Source organism: Vibrio atypicus, assembly GCF_009811315.1.
In the GTDB taxonomy this organism is placed as follows: domain Bacteria; phylum Pseudomonadota; class Gammaproteobacteria; order Enterobacterales; family Vibrionaceae; genus Vibrio; species Vibrio atypicus.
On the sequence record NZ_BLID01000006.1, the window covers coordinates 1 to 26,263 of the forward strand.

At 44.1% G+C, this 26,263-nt stretch carries 23 protein-coding genes, 2 tRNA genes, 2 rRNA genes and 1 other RNA gene; 14 read left to right on the forward strand and 14 right to left on the reverse strand.

The annotated features are described in order from the left end of the window. Positions 1-40 precede the first annotated feature (40 nt). The 4 genes from rrf (GVO60_RS13365) (at position 41) to GVO60_RS13380 (ending at position 614) form a co-directional block, all read left to right on the forward strand. Positions 41-157 (forward strand): 5S ribosomal RNA (rrf, locus tag GVO60_RS13365). A gap of 100 nt (positions 158-257) precedes the next feature. Next, positions 258-333: transfer RNA gene (locus GVO60_RS13370), tRNA-Thr, on the forward strand. Positions 334-390: 57 nt separating this feature from the next. Next, positions 391-507 (forward strand): 5S ribosomal RNA (gene rrf / locus GVO60_RS13375). Between the two features lie 30 nt (positions 508-537). After that, positions 538-614 (forward strand) — tRNA-Asp (locus GVO60_RS13380). A 159-nt stretch (positions 615-773) separates the two neighbouring features. Here GVO60_RS13380 and GVO60_RS13385 read toward each other — a convergent pair. The 5 genes from GVO60_RS13385 to leuA all read right to left on the reverse strand — a co-directional run bounded on the left by GVO60_RS13385 (position 774) and on the right by leuA (position 6,404). Further along, positions 774-1,556 carry a DUF547 domain-containing protein gene (locus GVO60_RS13385; RefSeq protein WP_159654848.1) on the reverse strand — a complete coding sequence of 261 codons (783 nt, stop codon included), beginning with the start codon at positions 1,554-1,556 and terminating at the stop codon, positions 774-776. A 103-nt stretch (positions 1,557-1,659) separates the two neighbouring features. Next, positions 1,660-2,262, reverse strand: a complete 603-nt coding sequence (gene leuD / locus GVO60_RS13390; RefSeq protein ID WP_159654850.1) for a 3-isopropylmalate dehydratase small subunit — start codon at positions 2,260-2,262, stop codon at positions 1,660-1,662. A gap of 14 nt (positions 2,263-2,276) precedes the next feature. Then, on the reverse strand, positions 2,277-3,677 hold the full coding sequence (leuC, locus tag GVO60_RS13395) for a 3-isopropylmalate dehydratase large subunit (protein ID WP_159654852.1): 1,401 nt from the start codon (positions 3,675-3,677) through the stop codon (positions 2,277-2,279). Between the two features lie 23 nt (positions 3,678-3,700). After that, positions 3,701-4,792: a 3-isopropylmalate dehydrogenase gene (gene leuB, locus GVO60_RS13400; protein WP_159654854.1), complete on the reverse strand. Its 1,092-nt coding sequence runs from the start codon at positions 4,790-4,792 to the stop codon at positions 3,701-3,703. A 64-nt stretch (positions 4,793-4,856) separates the two neighbouring features. Next, positions 4,857-6,404 carry a 2-isopropylmalate synthase gene (gene leuA, locus GVO60_RS13405; protein WP_159654856.1) on the reverse strand — a complete coding sequence of 516 codons (1,548 nt, stop codon included), beginning with the start codon at positions 6,402-6,404 and terminating at the stop codon, positions 4,857-4,859. Positions 6,405-6,873: 469 nt separating this feature from the next. Between leuA and GVO60_RS13410 the strand changes: the two genes are divergently transcribed. The 6 genes from GVO60_RS13410 to ilvN all read left to right on the forward strand — a co-directional run bounded on the left by GVO60_RS13410 (position 6,874) and on the right by ilvN (position 14,465). Further along, the gene (locus GVO60_RS13410) at positions 6,874-7,398 is read left to right on the forward strand and encodes a phosphatase PAP2 family protein (RefSeq protein WP_159654858.1); all 525 of its coding nucleotides are present in this window, start codon (positions 6,874-6,876) and stop codon (positions 7,396-7,398) included. Positions 7,399-7,405: 7 nt separating this feature from the next. After that, entirely contained in the window at positions 7,406-8,452 is a 1,047-nt protein-coding gene (locus tag GVO60_RS13415; RefSeq protein WP_159654860.1) for an MJ1255/VC2487 family glycosyltransferase, read from the forward strand. Positions 8,453-8,877: 425 nt separating this feature from the next. Further along, positions 8,878-9,837, forward strand: a complete 960-nt coding sequence (gene leuO, locus GVO60_RS13420; protein WP_159654862.1) for a transcriptional regulator LeuO — start codon at positions 8,878-8,880, stop codon at positions 9,835-9,837. 164 nt (positions 9,838-10,001) lie between these two features. Continuing rightward, a complete protein-coding gene (locus GVO60_RS13425; protein ID WP_159654864.1) occupies positions 10,002-11,810 on the forward strand; it encodes an AMP-dependent synthetase/ligase in 1,809 nt (602 codons plus the stop codon). A gap of 434 nt (positions 11,811-12,244) precedes the next feature. Continuing rightward, positions 12,245-13,969 carry an acetolactate synthase 3 large subunit gene (locus GVO60_RS13430; RefSeq protein ID WP_159654866.1) on the forward strand — a complete coding sequence of 575 codons (1,725 nt, stop codon included), beginning with the start codon at positions 12,245-12,247 and terminating at the stop codon, positions 13,967-13,969. Position 13,970: 1 nt separating this feature from the next. Further along, positions 13,971-14,465, forward strand: a complete 495-nt coding sequence (ilvN, locus tag GVO60_RS13435) for an acetolactate synthase small subunit (RefSeq protein ID WP_008073469.1) — start codon at positions 13,971-13,973, stop codon at positions 14,463-14,465. A 68-nt stretch (positions 14,466-14,533) separates the two neighbouring features. Here ilvN and serA read toward each other — a convergent pair whose 3' ends face one another. The 5 genes from serA to GVO60_RS13460 all read right to left on the reverse strand — a co-directional run bounded on the left by serA (position 14,534) and on the right by GVO60_RS13460 (position 17,857). Next, positions 14,534-15,763 carry a phosphoglycerate dehydrogenase gene (gene serA, locus GVO60_RS13440; protein ID WP_159654868.1) on the reverse strand — a complete coding sequence of 410 codons (1,230 nt, stop codon included), beginning with the start codon at positions 15,761-15,763 and terminating at the stop codon, positions 14,534-14,536. 242 nt (positions 15,764-16,005) lie between these two features. Next, entirely contained in the window at positions 16,006-16,662 is a 657-nt protein-coding gene (gene rpiA, locus GVO60_RS13445; protein WP_159654870.1) for a ribose-5-phosphate isomerase RpiA, read from the reverse strand. A 63-nt stretch (positions 16,663-16,725) separates the two neighbouring features. After that, positions 16,726-17,313, reverse strand: a complete 588-nt coding sequence (locus GVO60_RS13450) for a 5-formyltetrahydrofolate cyclo-ligase (protein ID WP_159654872.1) — start codon at positions 17,311-17,313, stop codon at positions 16,726-16,728. 30 nt (positions 17,314-17,343) lie between these two features. Next, positions 17,344-17,527, reverse strand: a non-coding RNA gene (gene ssrS / locus GVO60_RS13455) — 6S RNA. A 21-nt stretch (positions 17,528-17,548) separates the two neighbouring features. Then, positions 17,549-17,857 (reverse strand): cell division protein ZapA, encoded by a 309-nt coding sequence (locus tag GVO60_RS13460; RefSeq protein ID WP_159654874.1) that lies wholly within the window; start codon positions 17,855-17,857, stop codon positions 17,549-17,551. Between the two features lie 227 nt (positions 17,858-18,084). Here GVO60_RS13460 and GVO60_RS13465 point away from each other — a divergent pair, with 227 nt between their 5' ends. The 3 genes from GVO60_RS13465 to GVO60_RS13475 are packed head-to-tail and all read left to right on the forward strand — an operon-like array spanning position 18,085 to position 21,103. Then, complete coding sequence (locus tag GVO60_RS13465; protein WP_159654875.1) at positions 18,085-18,660, forward strand: YecA/YgfB family protein; 576 nt, start codon at positions 18,085-18,087, stop codon at positions 18,658-18,660. A 12-nt stretch (positions 18,661-18,672) separates the two neighbouring features. Next, complete coding sequence (gene ubiH / locus GVO60_RS13470; protein WP_159654877.1) at positions 18,673-19,851, forward strand: 2-octaprenyl-6-methoxyphenyl hydroxylase; 1,179 nt, start codon at positions 18,673-18,675, stop codon at positions 19,849-19,851. A gap of 25 nt (positions 19,852-19,876) precedes the next feature. Then, on the forward strand, positions 19,877-21,103 hold the full coding sequence (locus tag GVO60_RS13475) for an FAD-dependent 2-octaprenylphenol hydroxylase (protein WP_159654879.1): 1,227 nt from the start codon (positions 19,877-19,879) through the stop codon (positions 21,101-21,103). Positions 21,104-21,156: 53 nt separating this feature from the next. Here GVO60_RS13475 and GVO60_RS13480 read toward each other — a convergent pair whose 3' ends face one another. The 3 genes from GVO60_RS13480 to ygfZ form a co-directional block, all read right to left on the reverse strand. Next, on the reverse strand, positions 21,157-21,363 hold the full coding sequence (locus GVO60_RS13480) for a DUF1107 domain-containing protein (protein WP_159654881.1): 207 nt from the start codon (positions 21,361-21,363) through the stop codon (positions 21,157-21,159). Positions 21,364-21,973: 610 nt separating this feature from the next. Further along, positions 21,974-22,447 carry an aminoacyl-tRNA deacylase gene (locus GVO60_RS13485; protein ID WP_159655375.1) on the reverse strand — a complete coding sequence of 158 codons (474 nt, stop codon included), beginning with the start codon at positions 22,445-22,447 and terminating at the stop codon, positions 21,974-21,976. After that, the gene (gene ygfZ / locus GVO60_RS13490; protein ID WP_159654883.1) at positions 22,440-23,405 is read right to left on the reverse strand and encodes a tRNA-modifying protein YgfZ; all 966 of its coding nucleotides are present in this window, start codon (positions 23,403-23,405) and stop codon (positions 22,440-22,442) included. The genes GVO60_RS13485 and ygfZ overlap by 8 nt, the downstream gene beginning before the upstream one ends. 190 nt (positions 23,406-23,595) lie before the next feature. On the opposite strand from ygfZ, the gene GVO60_RS13495 reads away from it, so the two are divergent. Beyond that, entirely contained in the window at positions 23,596-23,856 is a 261-nt protein-coding gene (locus tag GVO60_RS13495; RefSeq protein WP_159654885.1) for an FAD assembly factor SdhE, read from the forward strand. 400 nt (positions 23,857-24,256) lie between these two features. Here the strand turns inward: GVO60_RS13495 and nadB are convergent, their stop codons facing one another. Next, a complete protein-coding gene (gene nadB / locus GVO60_RS13500; RefSeq protein WP_159654887.1) occupies positions 24,257-25,870 on the reverse strand; it encodes an L-aspartate oxidase in 1,614 nt (537 codons plus the stop codon). Positions 25,871-26,263 lie beyond the last annotated feature (393 nt).

The following is a 26,263-nucleotide window of genomic DNA, read 5'->3' on the forward strand; positions in this document are numbered from 1 at the left end:
TTTTAGAGAACGCAAACAGCTTTCCGAATTAAAGAATTTGCTTGGCGACCATAGCGATTTGGACCCACCTGATTTCCATGCCGAACTCAGAAGTGAAACGAATTAGCGCCGATGGTAGTGTGGGGTTTCCCCATGTGAGAGTAGGACATCGCCAGGCTTCCAATTTATTTTCACTTTTTAAAAGTGAAGACAAAAAGGTAAGAAAGAGCCCGTTTGAAAGAACGGGCTTTTTTAGTCCTCTAGGACGCGATAAAAATGCTGATATGGCTCAGTCGGTAGAGCGCATCCTTGGTAAGGATGAGGTCCCCAGTTCGATTCTGGGTATCAGCACCATTTATTGTTTGTTTTATGCTTTTGTTTAAAGCTTAAATCAAAACGTAAAGAATTTTACTTGGCGACCATAGCGATTTGGACCCACCTGATTTCCATGCCGAACTCAGAAGTGAAACGAATTAGCGCCGATGGTAGTGTGGGGTTTCCCCATGTGAGAGTAGGACATCGCCAGGTTCTCATTTAGACTTAAGGTCTAACCAGTGCGGAGCGGTAGTTCAGTTGGTTAGAATACCGGCCTGTCACGCCGGGGGTCGCGGGTTCGAGTCCCGTCCGCTCCGCCACTTATTTAGAAAGCCTAGTCTTACGACTAGGCTTTCGTCGTTTTAGAGCGAGGCAATCTTCCCTTTCAGGGAATGAGCTCCTGTTGCCCGCAACCCAATCGATAGAGTGATGAAGGTGAGTCGGGGTTCCCATTTACTATTCGACTCACTCGTATCTTGTTACTTCTTATCATTTAAATCCCAATTGTACTCATAACTAATCTTACCGTTTAGCTTTGCTAACTCAGGTCGATATTTAGATAAGTGCTCAATAAGCTGTTGCTTGTTACCAAAGTCATCTGCAAACCACTCATAGATAGAAGATAGCTGAGCCTTACCTTTTAGTTGAAGAACACCTTTATCGCTATTAATAAACTCTTTGGCTGCTTTTTCTAAAAGCTGCTCCGTATTATCAGCAGTATATGCTTGGCTCTGTAAATTTGGACAACCTAAGCTCGCACAGTTCACTGCGTAGTGGGTACGAGGATCATTCCAAATAGGTCGTAAGATACGATGCTCTATGTCGTTCAATGTGAGTGCTTTGCCGTTAATAGTTACAACATCATCACCCCAAGGACCAAAGCTAAATAACCCACCTAACTTAGTTATTGATTTAATTGGGTAAGCGTCAACGATTAGGTCAACGGTGACAGCGTTGTAGAGGTTAACCCAATACGCGTATTGCTGTGCTTTGGTTAACTGACGAGGGTCTTGCTGGCTGAGTCTATCTATATACTCTTTCAGGTTAGCTTTATCTTGTGAGCTAACCAAGCCGTATTTGAATAGGGTGTACTCACCATCAGTGACTAGATAATTATCGAGCAAATCTTGCCAAGTCTGATGGGATATAGCTACCGTATTAGCTTCATTGCTGCTATTCCAGTAAGGCCAAAGCTCTGATTTAGGAGCCGAAAATGCGCTAAATGAAATAAGCGTAAGTAATAGGGTAAAAAGTGTCTTCATAATGGTCTCAATTCGAAAGGCAATATGAGGGTAGACCGTATTTGCGAGGATTAACTTTCAATAAAAAAGGTTGGCAATTGCCAACCTTTGTCTATTCGGTTTCTTACTTTAAGAATGCGGGAATCTTATCTTCGTAAGCGGAGATTTTATCTTCGTGTTGCAGTGTTAAGCCGATATTATCCAAACCATTTAGTAAGCAGTGGCGACGAAACTCATCAATTTCAAATGAATATTCTTTGCCATTAGCGCGAACGACATTGGCTTCTAAATCGACTTCAACCTCTGCCCCTTCGTTTGCTTCAACGAATTGGAAAATCTCATCCACTTCTTGTTCAGTAAGACGAACTGGAACCATCTGGTTGTTGATGGAGTTACCGTAGAAGATATCAGCAAAGCTCGGTGCAATCATCGCTTTAATACCGTAGTCAGCAAGTGCCCATGGTGCGTGCTCTCGAGAAGAACCGCAGCCAAAGTTTTCACGAGCGAGAAGAATCGAAGCGCCTTGGTAGCGAGCAGCGTTCATAATGAATTCTGGGTTTGGTTGTTCACCCGCGTCATCTAAGAAGCGCCAATCATGGAAAAGGTGCTTACCAAAACCTAATCGAGAAACCTTCTGCAGGAACTGCTTAGGGATAATGGCATCAGTATCTACGTTCGCTGCATCTAGAGGAACGACTAAACCTGTATGTTGTTTAAAACCTGACATAGTATTGTGGCTCCTTAGTCCAACTCACGAATATCAACAAAGTGACCAGCAATTGCTGCTGCGGCTGCCATAGCAGGGCTCACTAAGTGGGTACGACCATCACGGCCTTGGCGACCCTCAAAGTTACGGTTTGAGGTAGAAGCGCAGCGCTCATGTGGACCTAAACGGTCGTTATTCATCGCTAGACACATGGAACAACCTGGTAGGCGCCATTCGAAGCCAGCCTCTTTAAATATGGTGTCTAAACCTTCCGCTTCTGCCTGTGCTTTCACTTGTTCAGAGCCAGGTACGATAAGCGCTTGAACGTTATCGGCTACCTTACGACCTTTCGCAACTTCAGCGGCTGCGCGCATGTCTTCGATACGAGAGTTCGTACAAGAACCCACAAACACTTTATCTACTTTGTAGTCAGAGAGTGCTTTACCTGCTTCTAGACCCATGTAAGCCAACGCCTTTTCAGCCGATGCTTTTTCCACTGGGTCAGCAAAGCTTTCAGGTGCAGGGATAGCTTCATCAACAGCGATAACTTGACCCGGGTTAGTGCCCCAAGTAACTTGCGGTTTAATATCAGCAGCGTTTAGTGTCACGACTGCATCAAATTCAGCGTCATCATCTGTTTTTAGTGATGACCAGTACTCGATAGCTGCTTCTAGATCTTCACCAACCGGTGCAAACTTGCGGCCCTTAATGTATTCGAATGTGGTTGCATCTGGTGCGATTAGACCTGCTTTCGCGCCTAGTTCGATCGCCATGTTACATACCGTCATACGACCTTCCATCGTAAGATCCGTAATAGCTTCACCGCAGAATTCTACAACATAACCTGTACCGCCTGCTGCCGTGGTTTCACCAATGATTGCTAGTACGATATCTTTAGCTGTGATGCCTGGCGCTACCTTGCCTTTCACTTCGATCTTCATCGTTTTTGCGCGCGCTTGCTTTAGCGTTTGAGTCGCTAGTACGTGCTCAACTTCAGAAGTACCGATACCAAACGCTAACGAGCCAAATGCACCGTGCGTTGCTGTGTGTGAGTCACCACAAACGATTGTCATGCCTGGTAGGGTAATGCCTAACTCAGGGCCCATGACATGCACAATGCCTTGGTATTTGTGGTTGATATCGTAGAGGGTAACGCCAAACTCTTCACAGTTTTTCGATAGCGTCTCCATTTGGATACGTGCCATCTCACCTGAGGCGTTGATATCTTTGGTTTGGGTTGAAACATTGTGGTCCATCGTCGCAAAAGTCTTGCTAACTTGACGAACCTTACGACCTTTTTCACGTAGACCATCAAAAGCCTGAGGTGAAGTCACTTCGTGAACCAAGTGACGGTCGATGTAAAGAATAGGGTTTTCACCCTCTGCGGCTACGGCGACGTGTGCGTCATAGACCTTCTCATAAAGCGTTTTTGCCATGCTCGTAAACTTCCGTGTAATTATTATGAATTTAGAATGTATTCAGCGATGTTATCGCCCATTTCTGATGTCGATAGTGCTGGCTTATCACCCGAAAGATCACCAGTCAGCTCACCAGCCGACAATGCTTTAGATACTGCAGTTTCAATATCTTGTGCGGCGTCTTCTTCACCTAGGCTGTAACGGAGCATGAGTGCAGCTGATAGGATTTGCGCGACAGGGTTAGCAATGTTCTTACCTGCGATATCAGGCGCGCTGCCACCTGCTGGTTCATATAAGCCGAACTTGCTTTCATTTAGAGATGCTGAAGGAAGCATACCCATTGAGCCAGTGATCATTGCACACTCGTCAGAGATGATGTCACCGAAGATGTTTGAACATAGCATGACATCAAATTGAGAAGGATCTTTGATTAGCTGCATGGTCGCGTTGTCGATGTACATGTGTGACAACTCAACATCTGGGTAATCTTTCGCGATCTCTTCAACCACTTCACGCCATAGAATGGAGCTTTGTAGTACGTTTGCTTTGTCGATTGAGCAGACTTTCTTATCACGCAGACGTGCAGATTCAAAAGCAATCTTTGCGATGCGCTCGATTTCGAAGCGGTGGTAAACTTCGGTATCAAAAGCTTTCTCGTTTGGCCCTTCACCTTCGCGACCTTTTGGCTGGCCAAAGTAAATGCCACCAGTTAGCTCACGAACAACCACAATATCAAAGCCGCGCTCAGAGATATCAGCACGTAATGGTGAGAAGCCTTCTAGCCCTTTATGGATCTGTGCTGGACGTAAGTTACAGAACAATTGGAAATGCTTACGAAGTGGCAGAAGAGCGCCACGTTCAGGTTGATCATTTGGTGGAAGGTGTTCCCATTTTGGGCCGCCCACAGAACCGAATAGTACCGCATCTGACTCTTCACATGCTTTTACTGTGCTGTCTGGAAGTGGGCAACCATGGTTATCGATGGCAATACCGCCGACATCATGCTCATCGCGAGCAAACTCAATACCATGTTTCTTTTCAATTGCGTCTAGCACTTTGTGTGCTTGAGCCATTACTTCTGGGCCAATACCATCGCCAGGAAGAATGGCGATTTTGTAAGATTTGTCTGTCATGTTATTCCTTTAATTTTTTATTTGTCTCCAGGGACGACTCTCGTCCCTAGAGTCTCTTTTATACTTATACTGTTGCGATTTTTTTCTGTTTGATCTCTGCGATCTTATCGGCGCGATGAATGCTATTAATAACATGCAATAGCGCTTGACCAGAGGCTTCAACGATATCGGTTGAAACGCCAGTACCATGGTATTTACGGCCTTTGTAGTTGGCGATGATGTCAGCTTGACCTAAGCCATCTTCACCTTCGCCTTTTGCGGTCAAATCAAATTTATCTAGAACAATATCATAACCCGTTACTCGATAGATACACTGGTACAATGCATCAACCGGGCCATTGCCGACAGCTGCTTCAGATTGCTCTTCATCACCACATTGAAGCTTGATACTTGTCGTAGCCATCACGCTGCCAGACTGCACACTTAGGTAGTTCAATTTGTAGAAGTCATCTTCTTCACGTAAGTTTGAGAAGTGCATAAGTGCTTCTAGGTCATAGTCAAAAACTTGGCCTTTACGGTCAGCTAGTTTCAAGAAGTCTTCATACAATGCATTTAGGTTGTACTCTTCTTCTTTATAACCCATCGCATCCATGTGGCTCTTCACAGCAGCTCGACCTGAGCGACTGGTTAGATTTAGCGCTTGGTTCTTAAGACCAATCGACTCAGGTGTCATGATCTCATAAGTATTTTTGTTCTTAAGCATGCCATCTTGGTGAATACCTGAAGAGTGGCTGAATGCGTTAGCGCCTACAATCGCCTTGTTGTCTTGAATTGGCATATTACAAAGTTGGCTAACTAGCTTACTGGTACGGTGGATTTCATCATGTTTCAAGCCTGTTTGAACACCAAGTAACTCTTGGCGAGTCTTGATGATCATGGCGATCTCTTCCAACGAACAGTTGCCTGCACGCTCACCAATACCATTAATAGTTCCTTCAATTTGACGAGCACCCGCTTGGACTGCAGCGATAGAGTTTGCAACAGACATACCTAAATCATCGTGACAGTGCACTGAGATGATCGCTTTGTCGATGTTTGGTACACGGTTGAAAAGCGTTTGGATAATCCCACCAAACTCATTAGGTACGGTGTAGCCTACAGTATCAGGAATATTGATTGTGCTTGCGCCAGCATTGATAGCCGCTTCAACCATACGACATAGGTTATCAATAGGTGTGCGGCCTGCATCTTCACAAGAAAACTCGACGTCATCTGTGTATTGACGGGCATGTTTAACGGCTTTAACTCCCATCTCAACTACGTCATCGTAGCTGCGGCGTAGCTTATCTTGTACATGGACGGTCGAAGTGGAAATGAAAGTATGAATACGGAACTGCTCTGCAACTTTCAGCGCTTCTGCTGCTGCATCGATGTCTTTCGCAACGGCACGCGAAAGACCACAAATGCGGCTATTTTTGATGTGTTTAGCGATAGTCTGTACAGATTCAAAATCACCAGGTGAAGAAACCGGGAAGCCCGCTTCAATTACATCAACGCCCAGCCTTTCAAGCGCATAGGCAATTTGCAGTTTCTCTTTAACTGTCAAGCTTGCTGACAACGCTTGTTCGCCATCACGTAGCGTGGTGTCGAAGATTATGACTTGATCGTTCATGTTTGCTTCCTTAGTGATTCGATGCTTATTGCACCTGTTAATCGTTTACTTCCATTACTTAGCCACAAAAGCTAGGTATAAAAAAACCCGCATCTGAGTGCGGGCTTCTTGTTATTCTGTGTGGTTATTTTTCTTCCACAGCCAACCCGCGCGATTAAGTCACGATAAGGAGGAGGCTCAGCAGGATAGAAAAACGGTTCATCATTGTTAACGGTTCCTTTAAACGGGCGTTAAATAATCCACATATTTAAGTTAATAAATTAGTACCGCACTCAAGGTTCGACGTCAACCGTTAAACTGAAAAATGGTTAAATTATTTCCACTCATCGGGTCAGTGGGAGATTTGCTTGGAGGATTTAAGTAAAAATTGCCTATTGCGATTGTCATGATATCGCCCAGAAACGTTCACTGATTTGTCACTGTTCTCTTTTAGTTTGAAGTCGTACGACAAATGAAAAGGAATCAGGTCATGCGTTCAATAGACTCCATTGCCAAACTCGATTTGGCGTTTTCACTACTTTGTCTTCAACATCGATTTAGCAATCCGCTCTCACGTATAAGTAAAGCTATTTCACATACTGGTGATGGCCACCTTTATGCTGCAATCGGCTTATTGGCCTGGTGGCAAGGTGGGGATCTAGGCCGTTTATTTTTCGTCGCAGGGCTGCTGGCATTTATTGTTGAACTGCCGATCTACTGGCTTGCTAAGAATCTGTTTAAACGTCGCAGGCCTGAAGAGTTTTCGGAGTTGGTTGTTTCTTATATTACTCCCTCTGACCGCTACAGTTTGCCTTCAGGTCATACGACTGCGGCTTTTGTCATGGCGACGCTGCTGAGTTACTTCTATCCAGAACTCGGGACTTTTGCGTTTACTTGGGCGAGTTTGATTGGTGCTTCTCGAATTATGCTTGGTGTTCATTTTCTTACCGATGTTGCCTTAGGGGCTTTACTCGGACTTGGCTGCGCTCAGCTAGCATTAACTTTGGTTCTGTAGGTGTAATATGAAAATCTTATATGGCGTGCAGGGCACGGGTAATGGTCATATCGCTCGTGCGAGAGCGATGAGTCATACGTTAAAAAAGCGCGGCGTGGAAGTCGATTTCTTGTTTTCTGGTCGAGAGCAGAACAAGTACTTTTCAATGGAAGATTTTGGTCATTATCAAACACGTAGAGGGTTAACCTTCGTGACTCACAATGGTGAGGTCAGCTACCTAAGAACAGGCTTAAAAAACAATCTTCTCTCATTTATGAAAGAAGTCATAGAACTCGATCTTTCTGGTTATGATCTCGTATTGAATGATTTTGAACCCGTATCGGCTTGGGCGGCGAAAAGACAGGGCAAAACCTCAATTAGCATCAGTCACCAAAATGCCTTTCGTTATTCGGTTCCTTTAAAAGGTGCAAGTTGGATGGATAAACAAATTGTGCGTCACTTTGCTCCAGCTCAGCATCATATCGGTTTGCATTGGTACCATTTTGGGCAGCCGATACTTCCGCCTATTGTCCATACTCCACGGCATTTTGCAGAGGAGCATGATTTCGTTCTCGTTTATTTACCTTTTGAAGCGCTAGATGATATCTCAGACTTGTTATTGCGCTTTTCCAGTCAGCATTTCGTTTGCTATCACCCGGACATTATTGAACAGCAGACGATCGAAAACATTCAGCTACAACCACTTAGCTTTGAAGGTTTCCAGTGTCATCTACATCGCTGTGCTGGAGTGATCGCTAATGGGGGCTTCGAGCTACCATCAGAAGCACTGACTTTAGGGAAAAAACTGTTGCTCAAGCCACTAGCAGGGCAGTTTGAACAACTCAGTAATGTCGCTACATTAGAAGATCTTGGTATGGCGACGTGTATGGAAGGGCTTGAAGCGTCAGTTGTAAGAGAGTGGCTAGATGAAGAACAAGCAGAGTGTGTGAGTTACCCAGATGTCGCAGAAGCGATAGTTGATTGGGTACTAAAAGGTGATTGGGAAAATCAAGCGGAGTTAACTACGGGCCTATGGGATAAAGTCGATTTTCCTAGCTATGTCACTAACATCTAGTAGGAGGGAAATGAAACATTGTTCAATTCATGTTTAAACGTGTCGTTAGTTTGAATTGAATAGCATTTACATATTGATACAGTTTTTGGGTTGGCTGTGCGATCTATTTGTTTGGTCTATGAGATGCTACTCGGCTTTAACATAGTGTCAAAAGTTATTTTTAATTGCTAAAAATATCCCAATCGGAATTTGATGTTTTTTTATAAACGAATCATCTATTTGATTAATAAGATGAAAATATAGGGGTAAGTAAAAAATACTGATTAATTGTCAATCTTGTTGTCACTCTTGAATTGATTCGTTGATAGTAGTGATTCGTTAGAACCTATCTAACAAATAAATATAACAAACGCAGGTTATCTATTCCTAACCGCTACTAACTTTCAGAACCATTTACACTGACGATTATTTAAGAGGCTTGACCCATGATTGATAAGAAAGAGTCTATGAGTGCCATTGCTAGCTACCGTATGGAAAGCACTCTACGTGGAGTAGATTTAAACCTTCTCACCGTTTTTGATGCTGTAATGCAGGAACAAAATATTACTCGTGCTGCTCACAATTTGGGCATGTCTCAACCGGCAGTAAGTAATGCCGTTGCACGTTTAAAAGTGATGTTTAATGACGAACTATTTATGCGCCAAGGTCGTGGTATTCAACCAACGCAACGTGCTCGTCAATTGTTTGGCCCAGTTCGTCAAGCTCTACAGTTAATTCGCAATGAACTACCTAGCTCTATCTTTTCACCAGAGAGTTCAACTCGTTTGTTTAAATTGGCTATTTGCAGTCCGTGCGATATGCGTTTCGCACCGAAAATCATGTCAACAATCCATGAGCAGGCGCCAAGTGTTCAACTTCACTTAGATGCTGAATTTGATCGTCAGTTAGCTGAACGTATGCGTTACCAAGAAATCGATTTTGTGATTGATTACGCTCGTTTTGATGACCAAGGCTTCTCTAGCACAGAGATCTTCCAAGATGAGTTGGTGGTTGTCGCGTCGAAATCTCACCCACGTATTCAAGGCAACATGAACCCTGAGCTCTTGCGTTCAGAGCGTCATGCTAAGCTATCGCGTGTACATGGTCAGCGCAGTTTCTCTGAGCAAGCGTACCGTGAAATGGACGTACCAGCTTATTACGAAGGTACGAGCCTTAGCAACGTGTTGTACGTCGTTGGCCAATCTGAGCTTGTGACGATTGCACCGCGTTGGATGGTAGAAAATGCCGCTAATAAAGAGCAACTACAGATTCTAGATTTCCCATTTGAGAATGCGAAAATCAGTGGCTACTTGAGCTGGCATGAATCAAGCGAAAAAGATAAAGGTCACATCTGGTTACGTGATCAACTAATGATGATTTGTGGAGAAGTGGTTGCGTTAGCGTAACTGAGCTCCTTAAATCTGTAAGGAAAACCTTGGGTGGCCGTATGTCATTCAAGGTTTTTTACTATTTAATTGATAACTTTGATACGCGTCAGTTGCCTTTTATTCGCCGAAATGTACACTTGTGCGCTCAAAAAGCTTACAGGTGTAAGCTAAAGGTAAAGAAGATGGCCAACTTAGATTTTCATATCGTAAAACGAATTCGTGAACAGATTGCTAAAGGCGGTGATCGTATTGCTCTAAAACACAAAGTGAGCGATATGTGGAACGGCATCAGCTGGAAGCAGTTTGGTCAGCAAGTCGACGCTTTGTCACTTGCTTTGCTGGCTCAAGGATTAAGAGTCCAAGATAAGATAGGGATCTTTTCCAACAACATGCCTCAGTGGACTGTTGCTGATTTTGCTGCGCTACAACTGCGCGCGGTGACAGTGCCAATCTACCCAACTAGCACACCTGCTCAATCTTCTTACATTCTACAAAACGCGGATGTGAGAGTACTGTTTGTTGGTGAGCAGGCTCAGTTTGATGCTGCGGTCACTATCTTTGAAGAGTGTGAACAATTAGAGCTCATTGTCGCGATGTCTGATGATATTGAACTCGGCGAACATGCTTTTGCAATGAGCTGGAATCAATTCATTGCTCAGGGTTCTGTTGAGAAACAAGCGGAGCTAGAAGAGCGTATTGAGCAAGCTAATTTTGATGACCTACTAACTCTTATCTATACATCGGGTACCACAGGCCAACCTAAAGGCGTGATGCTTGATTACGCTAACATTGCAGCTCAGCTTGAAGGCCATGACCAACGCCTAAGCCTGACTGAAGAGGATGTTTCTCTCTGTTTCTTACCACTCTCACACGTGTTTGAAAGAGCTTGGACGTTTTACGTACTTTATAAAGGTGCAACAAACTGCTACCTGCAAGATACAATGCAAGTACGTGATGCCTTGAGTGAAGTTCGTCCAACGGTGATGAGTGCGGTACCACGTTTCTACGAGAAGATCTTCTCAGCCATTCATGAAAAAGTGGCTAAGGCACCTTTCATTCGCAAAGTGATGTTCACTTGGGCGGTGAATATGGGCGCGAAGATGGCAGTGTGTCATCAAGAAGGACGTAAACCTTCAATTGCTTTGAAAAAGGCTTATGCACTTGCCGATAAATTGGTGTTGTCAAAACTAAGAGCACTGCTTGGTGGTCGTATCAACTTTATGCCATGTGGTGGCGCAAAGCTTGATGAAACCATTGGCCGCTTCTTCCATGCGATTGGGATCAACGTCAAGTTGGGCTACGGCATGACAGAAACAACGGCGACGATTTCTTGCTGGGATGATAAATGTTTCAACCCTGACTCTATTGGTATGGCAATGCCTGGAGCTCAAGTGAAGATTGGCGAGAACAACGAGATTCTGGTTCGCGGCCCTATGGTAATGCGCGGCTACTACAAAATGCCAGAAGAGACGGCAAAAACGTTTGATGAGCATGGCTTCCTTAAGACAGGTGATGCCGGGCATATAGATGAGAACGGTAACTTATTTATTACTGATCGCATCAAAGAGTTGATGAAAACCTCAAATGGTAAGTACATTGCGCCACAAATGGTGGAAGGTACGATTGGTAAAGATCACTTCATTGAACAGATTGCGGTTATCGCAGATACACGAAAATTTGTATCTGCATTGATTGTTCCTTGCTATGACTCACTAGAAGAGTACGCGAAAGAGTTGAACATCAAATACCACGATCGTGTTGAGTTGATTAAGCACCACCAGATCGTTGAAATGCTAGAGCAACGTGTTAACGATTTACAAAAAGAGTTGGCAAAGTTTGAGCAAGTGAAAAAATTCAAACTGCTGCCTAAAGCTTTTTCTATGGATGAAGGTGAGTTGACGCCAACACAGAAATTGCGTCGTAAAGTGATTAACGATAAATATCAGGACGAAATCGAAGAAATGTACACCGATAAATCGGATAAAAAGTAGATTTCGTAAAGTTAATTTTTCAATTGATTAAAAATCCCCCGAAGGTAATCCTAATGCTTTCGGGGGATTTTTTTATGTCCCAAGTTCTTAGTGGAGAGTAACAGAATTGGAATTAATGAGAGCTTTGTTGATATTTTGTCCTTTATTTTTATTGATTGCATAACTAAAGTTCTGCCTTATTCGGTTTGTTTGGTTTTGTTTCCTTTGATAACTCTAATAATTAGTATCTTGTTTAAATTGAGAGCAAAATCGCATTAGACCCATTGATAATAAAACGTTACATTTGTTGCGTTACCTTGCTCTTTGTTACTGAGGGCGGGACATAGCCGAAAAAGTGGAAGTATTTCGAATTAGGCTACGAATAAGACCTAGACTATGTAAAACCAGATCAATTCGTTGACCTTACAAATTGAATCACTGGTAAGGAGAAAAATATGACAGCAATGTTGTCCGGTGCAGAGATGGTTGTGCAATCTCTGATCGAAGAAGGCGTAGAACAAATTTTTGGATACCCTGGTGGTTCCGTTCTTGATATCTACGATGCGCTTCACGCAAAAGATGATCAGATTAAACACGTACTGGTTCGTCATGAGCAAGCCGCAACCCACATGGCGGATGGTTATGCGCGAGCAACCGGTAATCCAGGCGTTGTTCTTGTATGTTCAGGTCCTGGTGCGACCAATACCATCACAGGTATTGCGACAGCGTACATGGACTCAATTCCTATGATCGTGATTTCTGGTAACGTACCGAATAACATGATCGGCAATGACGCATTTCAAGAATGCGACATTGTTGGTGTTTCTCGTCCTGTAGTAAAACACAGCTTTTTAGTGAAGAAAGCAGAAGACATCCCTGAAACCGTTAAAAAAGCATTCTATATCGCAACCACAGGTCGTCCTGGTCCGGTTGTGATCGATCTGCCAAAAGATGTGATGAACCCGCAGATCAAATTTGACTACCAATACCCAGAAAGCATCTCTATGCGTTCTTATAAGCCAACCACAACAGGCCACAAAGGCCAAATTAAGAAAGGTTTAAAAGCGCTACTTGAAGCCAAAAAGCCAGTTCTTTATGTGGGGGGCGGTGCCGTTATCTCTGAAGCTGACGAGCATTTATTGAAGCTAGCAGAAGCATTAAACCTTCCAGTAGTCAGCACCTTGATGGGTCTAGGTGCATTCCCTGGGACGCACAATAACTCTTTAGGTATGCTTGGCATGCACGGCTCATACGAAGCCAACATGGCGATGCATAACGCTGATCTTATTTTTGGTGTCGGTGTACGTTTCGACGATCGTACCACCAACAACCTAGAAAAATACTGTCCTAACGCTAAAGTGATGCACATTGACATCGATCCTTCTTCGATTTCTAAAAACGTTAAAGCGGATCTACCGATTGTGGGCTCTGCAGAAAAAGTATTAGCGAGCATGCTTAAACTTTTAGAAGAACAGGGCGCAGTCAATGATGCTGAAGCAGTCAATCGCTGGTGGGATGAAATTCAAGTATGGCGCGATCGTAAGAGCTTAGCTTACGAAACCTCTCCAGAGCGCATTAAGCCGCAACAAGTGATTGAAACGCTCCACAAACTAACCAATGGTGATGCTTACGTTGCATCGGATGTAGGTCAGCACCAGATGTTTGCTGCGCTTTATTACCCATTCAATAAACCTCGTCGTTGGATCAACTCTGGTGGCCTAGGCACTATGGGCTTTGGTCTTCCGGCAGGTATGGGCGTGAAATTCGCTAAACCAGACGAAGAGGTCGTCGTGGTGACTGGCGATGGCAGTATTCAGATGAATATTCAGGAACTGTCTACAGCAATGCAATACGATATTCCTGTTAAAATCATCAACTTGAACAACCGTTTCCTTGGTATGGTAAAACAATGGCAAGACATCATTTACCAAGGCCGCCACTCTAACTCTTACATGAGTTCTGTACCTGATTTTGCCGCCATTGCAGAAGCCTATGGTCACGTGGGTATTCGTATCGAGTCGCCAGATGAGCTGGAAGCTGGTCTGAAAAAAGCACTTGATATGAAAGATCGCTTGGTATTTGTTGATATCAATGTGGACGAGACAGAACACGTATACCCAATGCAGATAAAAGGTGAGGGTATGGATAAGATGTGGCTAAGCAAAACGGAGAGAACATAATATGAGACACATTATTTCGCTATTAATGGAAAACCAACCTGGTGCTTTGTCTCGTGTGGTTGGATTGTTCTCCCAGCGTGGCTACAACATTGAGTCACTGACGGTTTCTCCGACAGACGATGAAACGCTATCACGCTTGAACATTACCACTATCTCAGATGAGATGAAGCTAGAGCAAATCCAAAAACAGCTTAATAAATTGATCGATGTGTTAAAGGTTCAAGAGGTCTCTGAGCTTGAGCACATTGAGCGTGAGCTGATGATGGTAAAAGTTAAGGCGAGTGGTTTTGCTCGTGCAGAAGTCAAACGCACCGCAGATATATTCCGTGGTCAGATTGTGGATGTGACATCTTCGCAATATACGGTTCAGTTGGCTGGCACCAGTGAAAAGCTAGATGCATTTATTCAAGCTATCTCTGAAGTGACGGAAGTTATTGAAGTTGCCCGAAGTGGTGTGGTTGGTATTGCTCGCGGTGAACGAGCCCTCAAACCTTAAATTGAGATTGTCTTTAGAACTAAAAAAACCACCGCATTTGCGGTGGTTTTTATTATTCGGCTTAGTAATTAGTGAAGAATACGCGCTCGAATTGTACCTTCGATTTTCTTCAGTTTTGCTAGTGCTTCTTCAGAACGACCTGATTCTACATCAATCACAACATAACCAATATCTGATGCTGTCTGTAGGTACTGACCTGCAATGTTGATGCCTTCTTCTGCGAAGATGGTGTTGATTTGAGTCAGGATGCCTGGGCGGTTTTTGTGAATGTGCAGTAGACGAGAACAATCACGATGCTCAGGTAGAGATACTTCTGGGAAGTTAACGCTTGATAACGTTGAACCGTTATCAGAATATTTCGCCAGTTTACCTGCGACTTCAACACCAATGTTTTCCTGTGCCTCTTGGGTTGAACCACCCACGTGTGGGGTCAGGATGACATTGTCAAACTTCTGCAATGGTGACTCAAATGGGTCAGCGTTGGTTTTTGGTTCAACAGGGAATACGTCAATAGCCGCTCCTGATAGGTGACCAGCTTCGAGTGAGTGGCATAGTGCTTCAATATCAACCACAGTGCCGCGCGCCGCATTGATAAAGATAGAACCCGGCTTCATGCGTGCAAACTCTTCTGCACCCATCATATCCTTGGTTTCAGGCGTTTCTGGTACGTGTAGAGAGATAACGTCACACTTATTCAGTAGCTCACTCATAGTATGAACTTGAGTCGCGTTGCCTAGTGAAAGTTTGTTTTCGATATCGTAGAAGTAAACACGCATACCTAGGTTTTCAGCAATAATACCGAGCTGAGTACCAATGTGGCCATAACCAATAATACCAAGGCGCTTACCACGGGCTTCATTTGAGCTATCTGCGCTTTTCTTCCAAATACCGCGGTGAGCAAGAGCATTCTTTTCAGGAATACCGCGAAGTAGCAGAAGAACTTGACCAAGTACCAATTCTGCTACACTTCGAGTGTTAGAAAATGGTGCGTTAAACACTGGAATACCGCGAACCGCTGCTGCATTCAAGTCAACTTGGTTTGTACCAATACAGAAACAACCGATAGCAACCAGCTTTTCCGCAGCATCGATAACCTGTTGGGATAGATTGGTACGAGAACGAATACCAATGAAGTGTGCATCTTTTACTGCTTCTAAAAGCTCTTCTTCAGGCAGCGAGCCTTTGTGGTATTCAATATTTGAGTAACCAGCAGCTTGCAGTACTTCTACTGAAGACGGGTGTAGGCCTTCTAAGAGTAGAATTTTTATTTTTTCTTTTTCCAGTGAAACTTTGGCCATTATCTTCATCCTTAAAATGGGAAATTGGGGCTTAACTGGCGCACATTGTCATTGATAACGTTTTATAGGCACTTTAATGTGACGCAAACGTTTTCCTTGTGCGTCTTCTGCTCATTAAGTTAACAAAAAAAATACAGTTTGGGTAAGAAAATTACGGAATAAGCCATAATTTTTATAGAGTAAAATGAAAAAACGGCACCGAAAGGTGCCGTTTGTAAGGAAATAACGAACAGAGTGGAAGTTTACTCTTCGATTTTTGCACCTTCTGGTGTACCTGTGATAACTACATCAGCACCACGGTGAGCAAATAGACCAACCGTTACTACACCAGCAATCGCATTGATCTTATCTTCAAGCTCTTTTGGATTTGTAATCTGCATGCCGTACACATCAAGAATGACGTTGCCGTTGTCTGTGATTACGCCTTCACGGTAAGTTGGGTCACCACCTAGTTTTACTAATTCACGCGCTACATAAGAGCGAGCCATAGGGATCACCTCAACTGGAAGCGGGAATTTACCAAGAACATCAACGGCTTTCGTGCCATCAACGATACAGATGAATTTTTCTGAAATAGCCGCTACGATTTTTTCACGTGTCAGTGCTGCGCCACCACCTTTGATCATATCGCGTGTTGCATTGATTTCATCTGCACCATCTACGTATACGTCTAGGCCTGCAACGTCATTACAGTCGAAAACCTCAATGCCTAAAGCGATCAGTTTTTCTGTTGATGCTTCAGAGCTTGAAACTGCGCCTTTGATCTCTTCTTTGATTGTCCCTAGAGCATCGATGAAGTGATTGACTGTGGAGCCAGTACCTACACCAACAATGCTGCCTTTCTCGACATATTTTAGTGCTGCCCAGCCAGCTTCTTTCTTCATTTCATCTTGAGTCATGCCCTTCTCCTAAGTGAGGTCTGTTTCGGTGGATTGCGGCGCGATTATATATCCTATTAATCCTTATTCCCAATCCCAGATCTGGCTTGGTGTCACTATTTTAGGTAGTGGTACGTCCCAAGAGGCAATCGGTAACCTGTCGACTTGCTGGCAATCATGCGCTAGGCCTATTGGCTTTGGACCTTGTTTGGTTTGAAACCAAGGCTCTAATGTACGGTCGTAGTAACCTCCGCCCATTCCTAAACGATGGCCTGTAGTGTCAAAGGCCACTAAGGGAGTGCAGATAAGATCGAGCTTAGATATTGGAATAATTTGGGTTTGATTGAGCTTAGGCTCCGCAATGGAATAGCGATTCATGACCATAGGTGTGTTTTCATCGTAGTGAAGAAACAGTAGGTGCCCTTTGGAGAAAGGATGAATGACAGGTAAATAGATCTGTTTACCTTGTTGCCACATCCATTCGATGAGAGGGTGGGTTTCTATTTCGCCATCGGCTGAGAGGTAGAGAGCGATATGCTGTGCTTGTTTGACTTCGGGAAGTGATGAAAACTGCCTAATCAAATCGAGACCAGCAAGGTGTTGGGCATCACTGTGGAGTTGGTTACGTTTAAAACGGATTTGTTTGCGAAATTCTTGACGAGAAAGTGTCATTTGAAATACCCCTTTGAAGGGTATCGAGGAGGATACCCCAGAGTGCCGTTGGAGAATGTTGACCCTTGAACCAGCTGATTCAAGGCGGATCAGCAGAGATAACCGTAGGCTTCTCGGTACAAGCCGAGCCTGCTCAATAGCTATCAAGTACTAACCCTTGGGTATTGCTTATCGGCTCAGGGACGTAATCCCCTCACGCACACTCCAGGGTAAATTCTTGTCTTTGCTGTAAAGGCTATTGCTGTCCTGGCTTCACTTTACTTAATGCATCGGTTAAGGATGCGCTGAGGAGTTCCATTCGCTCAGTTAACACGTTTTGCTGTTCTTCTTTAACACTATCACGGCTTTCTAATTCATGACAGAAATTCAGAGCAACAAAGGTCAATAATTGCACTTCATTGGTGATTTTAGTTTTCGCAGCTAGCTCTTTAATTTGATCATCAAGACGCTGTGCGGCCCTTAACAGTGACTCTTCTTGTCCTGCTGGGCAATTTACTCGACTTACTCGACCTAAAATTTCAACTTCAACCGCTTGATTACTCATATCGACTCTGTACGCGTGACTAAGGGTGACTCTGCAGTTCGTCACCGAGGGGGAAACTATAGGAAAAGCATTGTTAATATTCAAGCTTTTCGCAAATAACTCTGCGGTAATAACACAGTAATTGGACAAATTGTGTAAAAGCTACTCACAATTGGTTAATCGTTCGTTTTCGCTCGCATTGGTAAGTGGTACGATTAACTTTATTTGCAAATTTTTAGGTCATCTTAATGAGTGATACCCATCTTCCAGATTACTTGACGCTAGCGACTGAGCTGCAATCTTCAGGTTTAGCGGTTAACCCAGCAGAGCTGCATGGTTTATTAACCGGCATGTTAAGTGGTGGCTTAAGTTTAACCGATAACAGCTGGCAGCCGCTGATCTTTGACTATACCAATGATGGTATGGGCTGGCCAATGCAAGCGCTAAAAATGGCAGAATCAACACTAACAGCGACCACAAAAGAGTTGACGGGGTCGGCAATGGAAATCTCCATGCTGTTACCTGATGAGGAAGCAAGTGCCAGTCTTTTTGATATGGCAGATGGTTTGGCTGACTGGGTTAACCACTTTATCTCAGGCCTTGGTCTGGTGGGGGCTGATGTGAAAAAGGCCTCTGCAGATATCAAAGAAGCTCTGGCTGACTTAGAAGAGATTTCTAAGTTAGGTATTGATGAAGATGACGATATGGAAGAGCAAGCCCAATTATTGGAACAGGTGATTGAGCATGTTAAAGCTTGCGTCTTAACGATTCACGCCGAATTTGGTCAGAAGCCAAGTGAAGAAAAGGCTCCAACGATTCATTAATCAGGATTTTGCATGAAGCAGTTTGATGTAGTGATTGCTGGTGGCGCCATGGCGGGAATGACGCTTGCGCTTGCGATTAATAAGTTGTCAGAGCGCCCACTCTCTGTTGCGGTGGTAGAGCCGTTTAAAGCTGAACACCAGTCTCACCCCGGGTTCGATTCTCGTTCTATTGCGCTTTCATTTGGAACGGTGGAAATTCTAAAGCAGCTAGATCTGTGGCAGGAGATAGCTCCCGTCGCGACAGCCATTGAACACATTCATGTTTCGGACCGCTCTCACGCGGGAATGGCGGAAATCTGTGCCAAAGAAGTTGGGGTTGAGACGTTAGGATATGTGGTTGAATTAGCGGATGTTGGTCGGATTTACCACAAGCAAGTTGAGAGCTGTGAATCTATTGAGCTGCTCTGCCCTGAATCGGTAAAAACTATTGAGCGTAAGCAAGGGGAAGCCCTCATTACGTTAGAAAGTGGTGAGCGTATTGCGGCAAAATTGGTTGTGGCAGCTGATGGTGCAATGTCAAACTGTTGCCAGCAGATTGGCCTCACTCTCAATGAGCATAACTTTGATCAAGTTGCTGTCATTGCCAATGTCACCACTCAAGAAGCGCATTGTGGTCGTGCCTTTGAGCGTTTTACTAACAGTGGGCCTGTGGCTTTACTACCGATGAGTGAAGGTCGTATGTCATTGGTTTGGTGTCTACGCCCTGAGGATGCTGAAGCAGTGATGGCACTCGATGATGAAGCGTTTTTGACTCAACTTCAGGCGGCTTTTGGCTGGCGTTTAGGAAAGTTGGAAAAAGTCGGGCAGCGGGCAAGTTACCCATTGTTGCTACGTTATCGAGAGCAGAATATCTCCCATCGCTTTGCGGTTGTGGGGAATGCTGCTCAAACTCTTCACCCTATCGCAGGGCAAGGTTTTAACCTTGGCATAAGAGATGTAGTGAGTTTGGCGGAAGAAATCGCTCGTTCTTCGCAAGACCCTGGTGACTATTCAGTATTAAGTGGTTTTAAGCAACGTAGAGAATCTGACCGTGAAGCGACAATTGGTTTAACCTCGTCGTTAGTTCATCTATTCTCAAATGACTACCTGAGTTTACGCGTTGGTCGAAATTTAGGGTTGGTAGCGATGGACAACTGTTCAGTCCTCAAAGCGCCTCTTTTAGCAAGAACATTAGGTTTAGTCGCGAGATAGAAACTCGCATAAGGATAATAATCACATGATGCAAAGCGTAGATATTGCCATTGTTGGTGGTGGCATGGTTGGACTCGCGTTGGCTGCGGCATTCAAGGATACTGAGCTACGAATAGCGGTCATTGAAAGTCGTGAGCCTGATGCTCAATTGGCAGATTTACCTGATGTTCGTGTATCTGCCCTAAGTCGCTCTAGTGAAAATATTTTGCGTAACTTAGGTGCGTGGCCAGGTATTGTGTCGCGTCGTTGTGCCCCTTATTCTGCGATGGAAGTATGGGAGCAAGATAGCTTTGCTCGCATCGAGTTTGATGCATCTAAAATGGCGCAACCGGACTTGGGGCATATTGTCGAAAACAGGGTTATTCAATTAGCGCTTTTGGATCAAGTGAAACAACAGTCTAACGTAACTCTATTTATGCCAACGAAATGCAGTTCAATGGCAATGGGTGAGAGTGAAGCTTGGTTAACTCTAGACAATGGACAGTCACTAACTGCTAAGTTGGTTGTTGGCGCAGATGGTGCGAACTCTTGGGTTCGTAAACAGCAAGATATTCCACTGACGCATTGGGATTACGGTCATAGCGCGATTGTTGCCAATGTATGGACTGCGGAACCACATCAGCGTGTTGCTCGTCAAACGTTTACTCCTCAGGGGCCATTGGCTTTCTTACCTATGGGAGAAAGCAACATGAGTTCGATTGTGTGGTCAACAGAACCGAACCGGGCTGATAAATTGGTCGCGCTGTCTGACGCTGAATTCAACAAGGCTTTGACGGCGGAGTTTGATACTCGACTTGGATTGTGTGAAGTCGTGGGAGATCGATTCGCTTTTCCACTTAAGATGCGTTATGCACGAGATTTTGTGACTGAACGTGTTGCTTTAGTCGGGGATGCTGCTCATACGATTCATCCGCTAGCAGGGCAGGGGGTTAACCTTGGGTTGTTGGATGCGGCTAGTCTTGCTCAAGAAGTTATTGTACTTTGGCAGCAAGGTGAAGATATCGGTAGTAAACGCAATTTACGCGGTTATGAGCGTTGGCGTAAGGCTGAAGCGGCGAAGATGATTGCGGCGATGCAAGGATTTAAAGATCTATTCTCTGGCGGCAATCCGGCGAAGAAGTTAGTTCGTGGGATCGGTATGACTTTAGTGAGTCAGCTTCCTGGTGCGAAAGATGAGATCATGAAACGTGCTCTTGGCCTAAAAGGTGATTTACCATCGTTGGCTAAGCGACGCCAAAGTTCAATGAGCTAAAATGGCAAAGGGTTGGCAAAAGCCAACCCTTTTTAATTTGATCTGCGAGATTCTTAGGCGTATGCACAGCGGAGTTTCATTATCTCCTGATTCACTTCTTTTACTGTCTTAAAGTGCCTTTGTTCTGCTTTTTCTGGTGGAATAAGTTTGCCATTATCAAACTCAAATTTTCCTACCCCGTAGATGTAGATTCTTCCCTTAAATAGCCGACTTACGTGTTTAGCAATCATACCTGGCGTATAGCGCTTAAACAGTCTCATAAATAAATCCTTATGTTTAGCAAGCACTGCAAATTATACAAATATCCCCCTTATAAATATGTGATAGTGGTGGAGGATTATGCAGTTGTTATTAGTTAATTGGATATCTGTGCTGGTGTGAACAATTTTTTAGTTAAATATCCAATTTAGTGTGATAGTTACCTCATTAATCTTCTGTAGTAGGAACTTAGCTCCAACTTGTTTCAGCGCATATTAAGCCAGAACTATGTGACATTTTTAAGAATAGTTGAAGTTTTTAAGGATGTGCTAATTTAATGTAAATTTTAAGATAAAAAAAAGCCCGCTAATGGCGGGCGAATAGTCACAGATGCATTACACAAAAAGTGGATGTCCTGAAACAATCAGTGGATTCACTTTTCTGTTGGAGAAGGGTTACTACTAAAGTTAGCGACAGCTTAACCAAGTAGCATCAAGGCAAGATGACTTTCTTGCTTGAACTTTAACCAACGAATTGAGCATAATGCAAAATAACCCCTGTGACTATATATGCTTTTATTTTGAATAAAAATTTATTAAATTGGGATGGGAAATGCGAATGCTGTCACTGTTATGTGCAACAAAATGATCTTTTTAGATCGCTTAAAGCACGTTATCGACAAATATCAGCAAACATGGGGCAGCATAAACGAATGAGATCATCACGCTGCAACGCAATGCCAGCCATATTGGATCCACTACTAATCGTGACTTCTTCTTCAAGCAAGATCTTATGATCAAAAATGATCGTCATTGGTGTCGTCAGTAGCAGGGGAGTAACAGTTCCGATCTGGTAGCCAGTTAAATCAGCAACAGATTCAAGGTCAACACAAGTCATTCTTCGGCATTCAAGTAGAGCTCGAACCTTTTTAGGATCGACGGATTGATCACCTGGCGCACACGCGAGAGCGTATAAATTACCCATATCACGCAATACGATCGATTTGACCATTTGGCTTGCTCTAACCCCTCGTTGAGCGGCGGCATCTTCGATGGTCACTGCAGGAGTTTGGTGAGGCAGCAAGCGAAAATTCACTTGCTGCTCAGTTAAGAATTGAGTGACTTTGGTTTCAATATAATTATTCATCATCAAGCGAGTATGGCAGTGGCTGAATATACCAAAGCTGCTCAGGCTGTTCTTTTAAGCGAAGTGTAGTTTCCGTTTCTAAATTATTAGGTAAAACAATCAGACCAATCGCTTGCCCATCATTAAATGTGTAGCTAGATAACAAATTTCCTGCACTACGCCAGTTATCACCGACCGCTCGTTCTAGCTCTGCCCCTACGCTTACCGAGCCCACTGTGCTGCCGCGAACGATATAGGTCGCACGTTTATTCATGCCACGATATTTTGCGCGCGCTACAGTTTCTTGCCCTGTGTAGCAGCCTTTAGTAAAACTGATTCCGCCAACTGCTTGAAGGTTAAGTGCTTGAGGAATGTGTTGATTTTGCTGATCTGCATTGACACTTGGTTGCGCATTTTCAATTTCTAGGCGTGTCCAAAGATCTTCACTAACGAGTGGAGCATCAATCGTTTCTGTCATTGCTTGAGCGGCATCAGGCGAGAGCATCAACAGCCAGCGCTGATTGTCGATTTTGACTGCTGTTCCGCCTTCGATAGTGCGGACATCTCCTGTCTGTTCAGACAGAGAGTCGACAACTTGAGCGGCACGTGGGCCGATCAAGCCTAACAGGCTATCACCACTTTCTGTGATCTCAACTTTAGAGAAAATGGCGTATTTTTTTAGTTCGGTGAGTTCAACGTCAATGGCGGATTTAGCCTGCACCATGGTATAGCCCTGATTATGATGGAAAAGTCGGAACACACTCCAAACTTTACCTTTTGCATCACAATGAGCACCAAAGGTGGATTGGTCATTGGCAAGCGTCACGACATCACAAGTAACCTGACCTTGTAGATACGATTTTTTGTCATCACCGATCATGGTGATTGCGCCCCATGAAGCCAGATGTGTCAGGGCGAGTTCTGGTATTGCATCAGTGGATGAAAGAGATAGAGGTGCAAACTTATTTTGCCATTCCATGTTGGTTACCTGCTGTACTTACAATACCACTATGTTAATTCCTAATAGGCCAATGAAACAACCTTTGCTGTTATGGGTTTTTAGGTAGTGAAATTTTGTTAGCTTGCTCGGGAGTGTGACTGAGTTAGTAGTTGTCATGGGGTTTGCTTGTTACACTCGGCGCAAACAACCGGAAAGGTGAGGAAGTAGAATGTACACCGCGGAAGAAAAAGCGCGTATTAAATGGGGATGTCGTCGAGGTATGCTAGAGCTCGACGTAGTGATCATGCCATTTTTTGAGGAATGTTTTGAAACGCTCAAAGAAAACGAACAACGTGATTTTGTCTCGTTACTAGAGTGTGACGACCCAGATCTGTTTACTTGGATTATGGGCCACGGTCGTAGTGAAAATCTAGGACACGCTTCAATGGTAGATAAGATTGTCGCCCACAACCTTAGCAAAGTCCGTTAAGTTTGAAGCGAGAGACTCTTATTTAGCAAAACAGGTCGATATTACGCTGCTAATGTTGACCTGTTTTCTTGTTATCTTTTCTGATTTGCCTCTGGCGCCTTCTCTTTTCTTTTTATCGATACTCTTTCAATACTCTCGTCGTCACTCTCTTATCGTACCAGCCTTGTATGGGCGTGCTTGCTTTAGGCCAGATGGACAGCTTGAGATTCAAAATGCCTGCGTTGTGGTTCGGCGTGCCATATTGATTCTGGATCGGTTTGCCATTTTATTGATTTTCCAAGATGGGACACGGCGCTTGCTGTGGCGAGACAGTATCAATGAAGCCTGCTATCGACATTTGTTAGTGGTATTAAAAAAGGAGCATTGAGCTCCTTTTTATTGAATGGTGTTGCTGTTCAAGCTACTTGAGCTTTTCTGGCACCAGAATTGTTGGACCACTGTCTTCCGCGAGTTCTGGGTAGTCTAGGGTATAGTGTAAGCCACGACTCTCTTTTCGTTCCATCGCACAACGCACCATTAGCTCTGCGACTTGTAGCAAGTTACGCAGCTCTAGCAGGTTATTAGATACTTTAAAGTTGCTGTAATACTCATGAGTTTCTTGTTGAAGAAGTTGAATACGACGCAGAGCTCGTTCTAGTCGCTTATCAGTACGTACAATACCCATGTAATCCCACATAAATAGGCGTAGTTCATGCCAGTTGTGTTGAATCACAACCTCTTCATCTGAACAGCTTACTTGGCTTTCATCCCATGCGGGTAGGCTAGGCGGAAGCTCAGCTTGATCGAGCTTTTTAATAATATCTTTCGCAGCAGACCATGCGTACACCACACATTCAAGTAGTGAGTTAGAAGCCATGCGATTGGCGCCATGCAGACCGGTATAGCTTACTTCACCAATCGCATAGAGCTGGGCTAAATCGGTTTCGCCTTGGAAGTTCACCATAACGCCGCCGCAGGTATAATGTGCAGCAGGAACGACTGGGATGGGCTCTTTGGTCATATCAATACCAAGGTCGAGCAAGCGCATGTTGATCGTTGGGAAGTGTTTTTCAATAAATTCAGCCGGTTTGTGGCTGATATCTAGGTACATGCAGTCTGCACCCAAGCGCTTCATTTCAAAGTCGATAGCGCGTGCCACCACATCGCGAGGAGCAAGCTCTTCACGTGGGTCAAAATCCGGCATAAAACGCGTACCATCTGGACGACGTAAGTAAGCACCTTCGCCACGTAGGGCTTCAGTTAGAAGAAAGTTTCGAGCTTCTGGGTGGTATAAACAAGTTGGATGGAATTGGTTAAATTCTAGATTTGCAACACGACAGCCTGCACGCCAAGCCATAGCAATACCATCACCAGAAGAAACATCTGGATTGGAGGTGTATTGATACACTTTGGATGCACCACCAGTTGCCAGTACGACGAACTTTGCTCGTACGGTTTCAACGTGCTCTTGGTTGCGGTTCCAGATATAAGCACCGATGATCTTTTTGCTATCACCACCGACTTTATCTTCAGTAATTAAATCCAGTGCGTTATGACGCTCTAATACCGTGATGTTTGGATGATTGTGGACGTTATCTTGCAGAGAGGTTTGCATTGCCATACCCGTTGCATCAGCGGCATGCAGAATACGTCGGTGGCTATGACCGCCTTCACGAGTGAGGTGATAACGAGGCGCTTCATCACTGTCGTTTTCTTCACGGTCGAAAGGTACACCGCCATCAATTAGCCATTGAACACATTTCTTTGCGTTTTTGGCGATAAACTCAACGGATTCCTGCTCGCAGATACCACCACCAGCGATTAGAGTGTCTTGGACATGCGATTCGATGCTGTCGGATTCATCAAACACAGCTGCGATGCCGCCTTGAGCATAGTAGGTTGCGCCTTCACTACGAGGTCCTTTACTCAATACGATGACTTTGCCATGTTTTGCAACACGTAACGCCAAAGATAGACCAGCTGCCCCACTACCTACCACTAATACATCACACTGATGTTCACGGTTTGCGTTCATAAAACTTTTAAATTCCCGAGTTAAATTATCTCAATAGGGCGTTGTGCTTTTATGCAGAAACACTATTGAGCAAGAGCGATCCCACTCTATTTCAATCTTAAAAATGCAAGAACGGCTCCGAAAATTCAGAGTCAGCTCACTATATTACCATTTGCTCACACTCAAGTAACCTCTATGTAAGGGATTCGAAAGTCGATGCAATACTTGTGTAAATGGCATTGCTTTTGATCGACTTCATCCTCACAATCCTTGGTATAAGGTGTTGAGTCCACACTCGTCTAAATAAGTTTGAAGAAAGTTTGAACTTTATATTTTTTGTTAGGTCACAATAGTGCTCTAGTAAGCAGTGGTGTCAATACTACATTTTGCATAATTAATGTTCATACCTGGCAA

Excerpts from the sequence above, each read along its gene's own strand:
- GVO60_RS13385 (WP_159654848.1), bottom strand. The coding sequence starts at position 1,556 with ATGAAGACACTTTTTACCCTATTACTTACGCTTATTTCATTTAGCGCA.
- leuD (WP_159654850.1), bottom strand. The coding sequence starts at position 2,262 with ATGTCAGGTTTTAAACAACATACAGGTTTAGTCGTTCCTCTAGATGCA.
- leuC (WP_159654852.1), bottom strand. The coding sequence starts at position 3,677 with ATGGCAAAAACGCTTTATGAGAAGGTCTATGACGCACACGTCGCCGTA.
- leuB (WP_159654854.1), bottom strand. The coding sequence starts at position 4,792 with ATGACAGACAAATCTTACAAAATCGCCATTCTTCCTGGCGATGGTATT.
- leuA (WP_159654856.1), bottom strand. The coding sequence starts at position 6,404 with ATGAACGATCAAGTCATAATCTTCGACACCACGCTACGTGATGGCGAA.
- GVO60_RS13410 (WP_159654858.1), top strand. The coding sequence starts at position 6,874 with ATGCGTTCAATAGACTCCATTGCCAAACTCGATTTGGCGTTTTCACTA.
- GVO60_RS13415 (WP_159654860.1), top strand. The coding sequence starts at position 7,406 with ATGAAAATCTTATATGGCGTGCAGGGCACGGGTAATGGTCATATCGCT.
- leuO (WP_159654862.1), top strand. The coding sequence starts at position 8,878 with ATGATTGATAAGAAAGAGTCTATGAGTGCCATTGCTAGCTACCGTATG.
- GVO60_RS13425 (WP_159654864.1), top strand. The coding sequence starts at position 10,002 with ATGGCCAACTTAGATTTTCATATCGTAAAACGAATTCGTGAACAGATT.
- GVO60_RS13430 (WP_159654866.1), top strand. The coding sequence starts at position 12,245 with ATGACAGCAATGTTGTCCGGTGCAGAGATGGTTGTGCAATCTCTGATC.
- ilvN (WP_008073469.1), top strand. The coding sequence starts at position 13,971 with ATGAGACACATTATTTCGCTATTAATGGAAAACCAACCTGGTGCTTTG.
- serA (WP_159654868.1), bottom strand. The coding sequence starts at position 15,763 with ATGGCCAAAGTTTCACTGGAAAAAGAAAAAATAAAAATTCTACTCTTA.
- rpiA (WP_159654870.1), bottom strand. The coding sequence starts at position 16,662 with ATGACTCAAGATGAAATGAAGAAAGAAGCTGGCTGGGCAGCACTAAAA.
- GVO60_RS13450 (WP_159654872.1), bottom strand. The coding sequence starts at position 17,313 with ATGACACTTTCTCGTCAAGAATTTCGCAAACAAATCCGTTTTAAACGT.
- GVO60_RS13460 (WP_159654874.1), bottom strand. The coding sequence starts at position 17,857 with ATGAGTAATCAAGCGGTTGAAGTTGAAATTTTAGGTCGAGTAAGTCGA.
- GVO60_RS13465 (WP_159654875.1), top strand. The coding sequence starts at position 18,085 with ATGAGTGATACCCATCTTCCAGATTACTTGACGCTAGCGACTGAGCTG.
- ubiH (WP_159654877.1), top strand. The coding sequence starts at position 18,673 with ATGAAGCAGTTTGATGTAGTGATTGCTGGTGGCGCCATGGCGGGAATG.
- GVO60_RS13475 (WP_159654879.1), top strand. The coding sequence starts at position 19,877 with ATGATGCAAAGCGTAGATATTGCCATTGTTGGTGGTGGCATGGTTGGA.
- GVO60_RS13480 (WP_159654881.1), bottom strand. The coding sequence starts at position 21,363 with ATGAGACTGTTTAAGCGCTATACGCCAGGTATGATTGCTAAACACGTA.
- GVO60_RS13485 (WP_159655375.1), bottom strand. The coding sequence starts at position 22,447 with ATGAATAATTATATTGAAACCAAAGTCACTCAATTCTTAACTGAGCAG.
- ygfZ (WP_159654883.1), bottom strand. The coding sequence starts at position 23,405 with ATGGAATGGCAAAATAAGTTTGCACCTCTATCTCTTTCATCCACTGAT.
- GVO60_RS13495 (WP_159654885.1), top strand. The coding sequence starts at position 23,596 with ATGTACACCGCGGAAGAAAAAGCGCGTATTAAATGGGGATGTCGTCGA.
- nadB (WP_159654887.1), bottom strand. The coding sequence starts at position 25,870 with ATGAACGCAAACCGTGAACATCAGTGTGATGTATTAGTGGTAGGTAGT.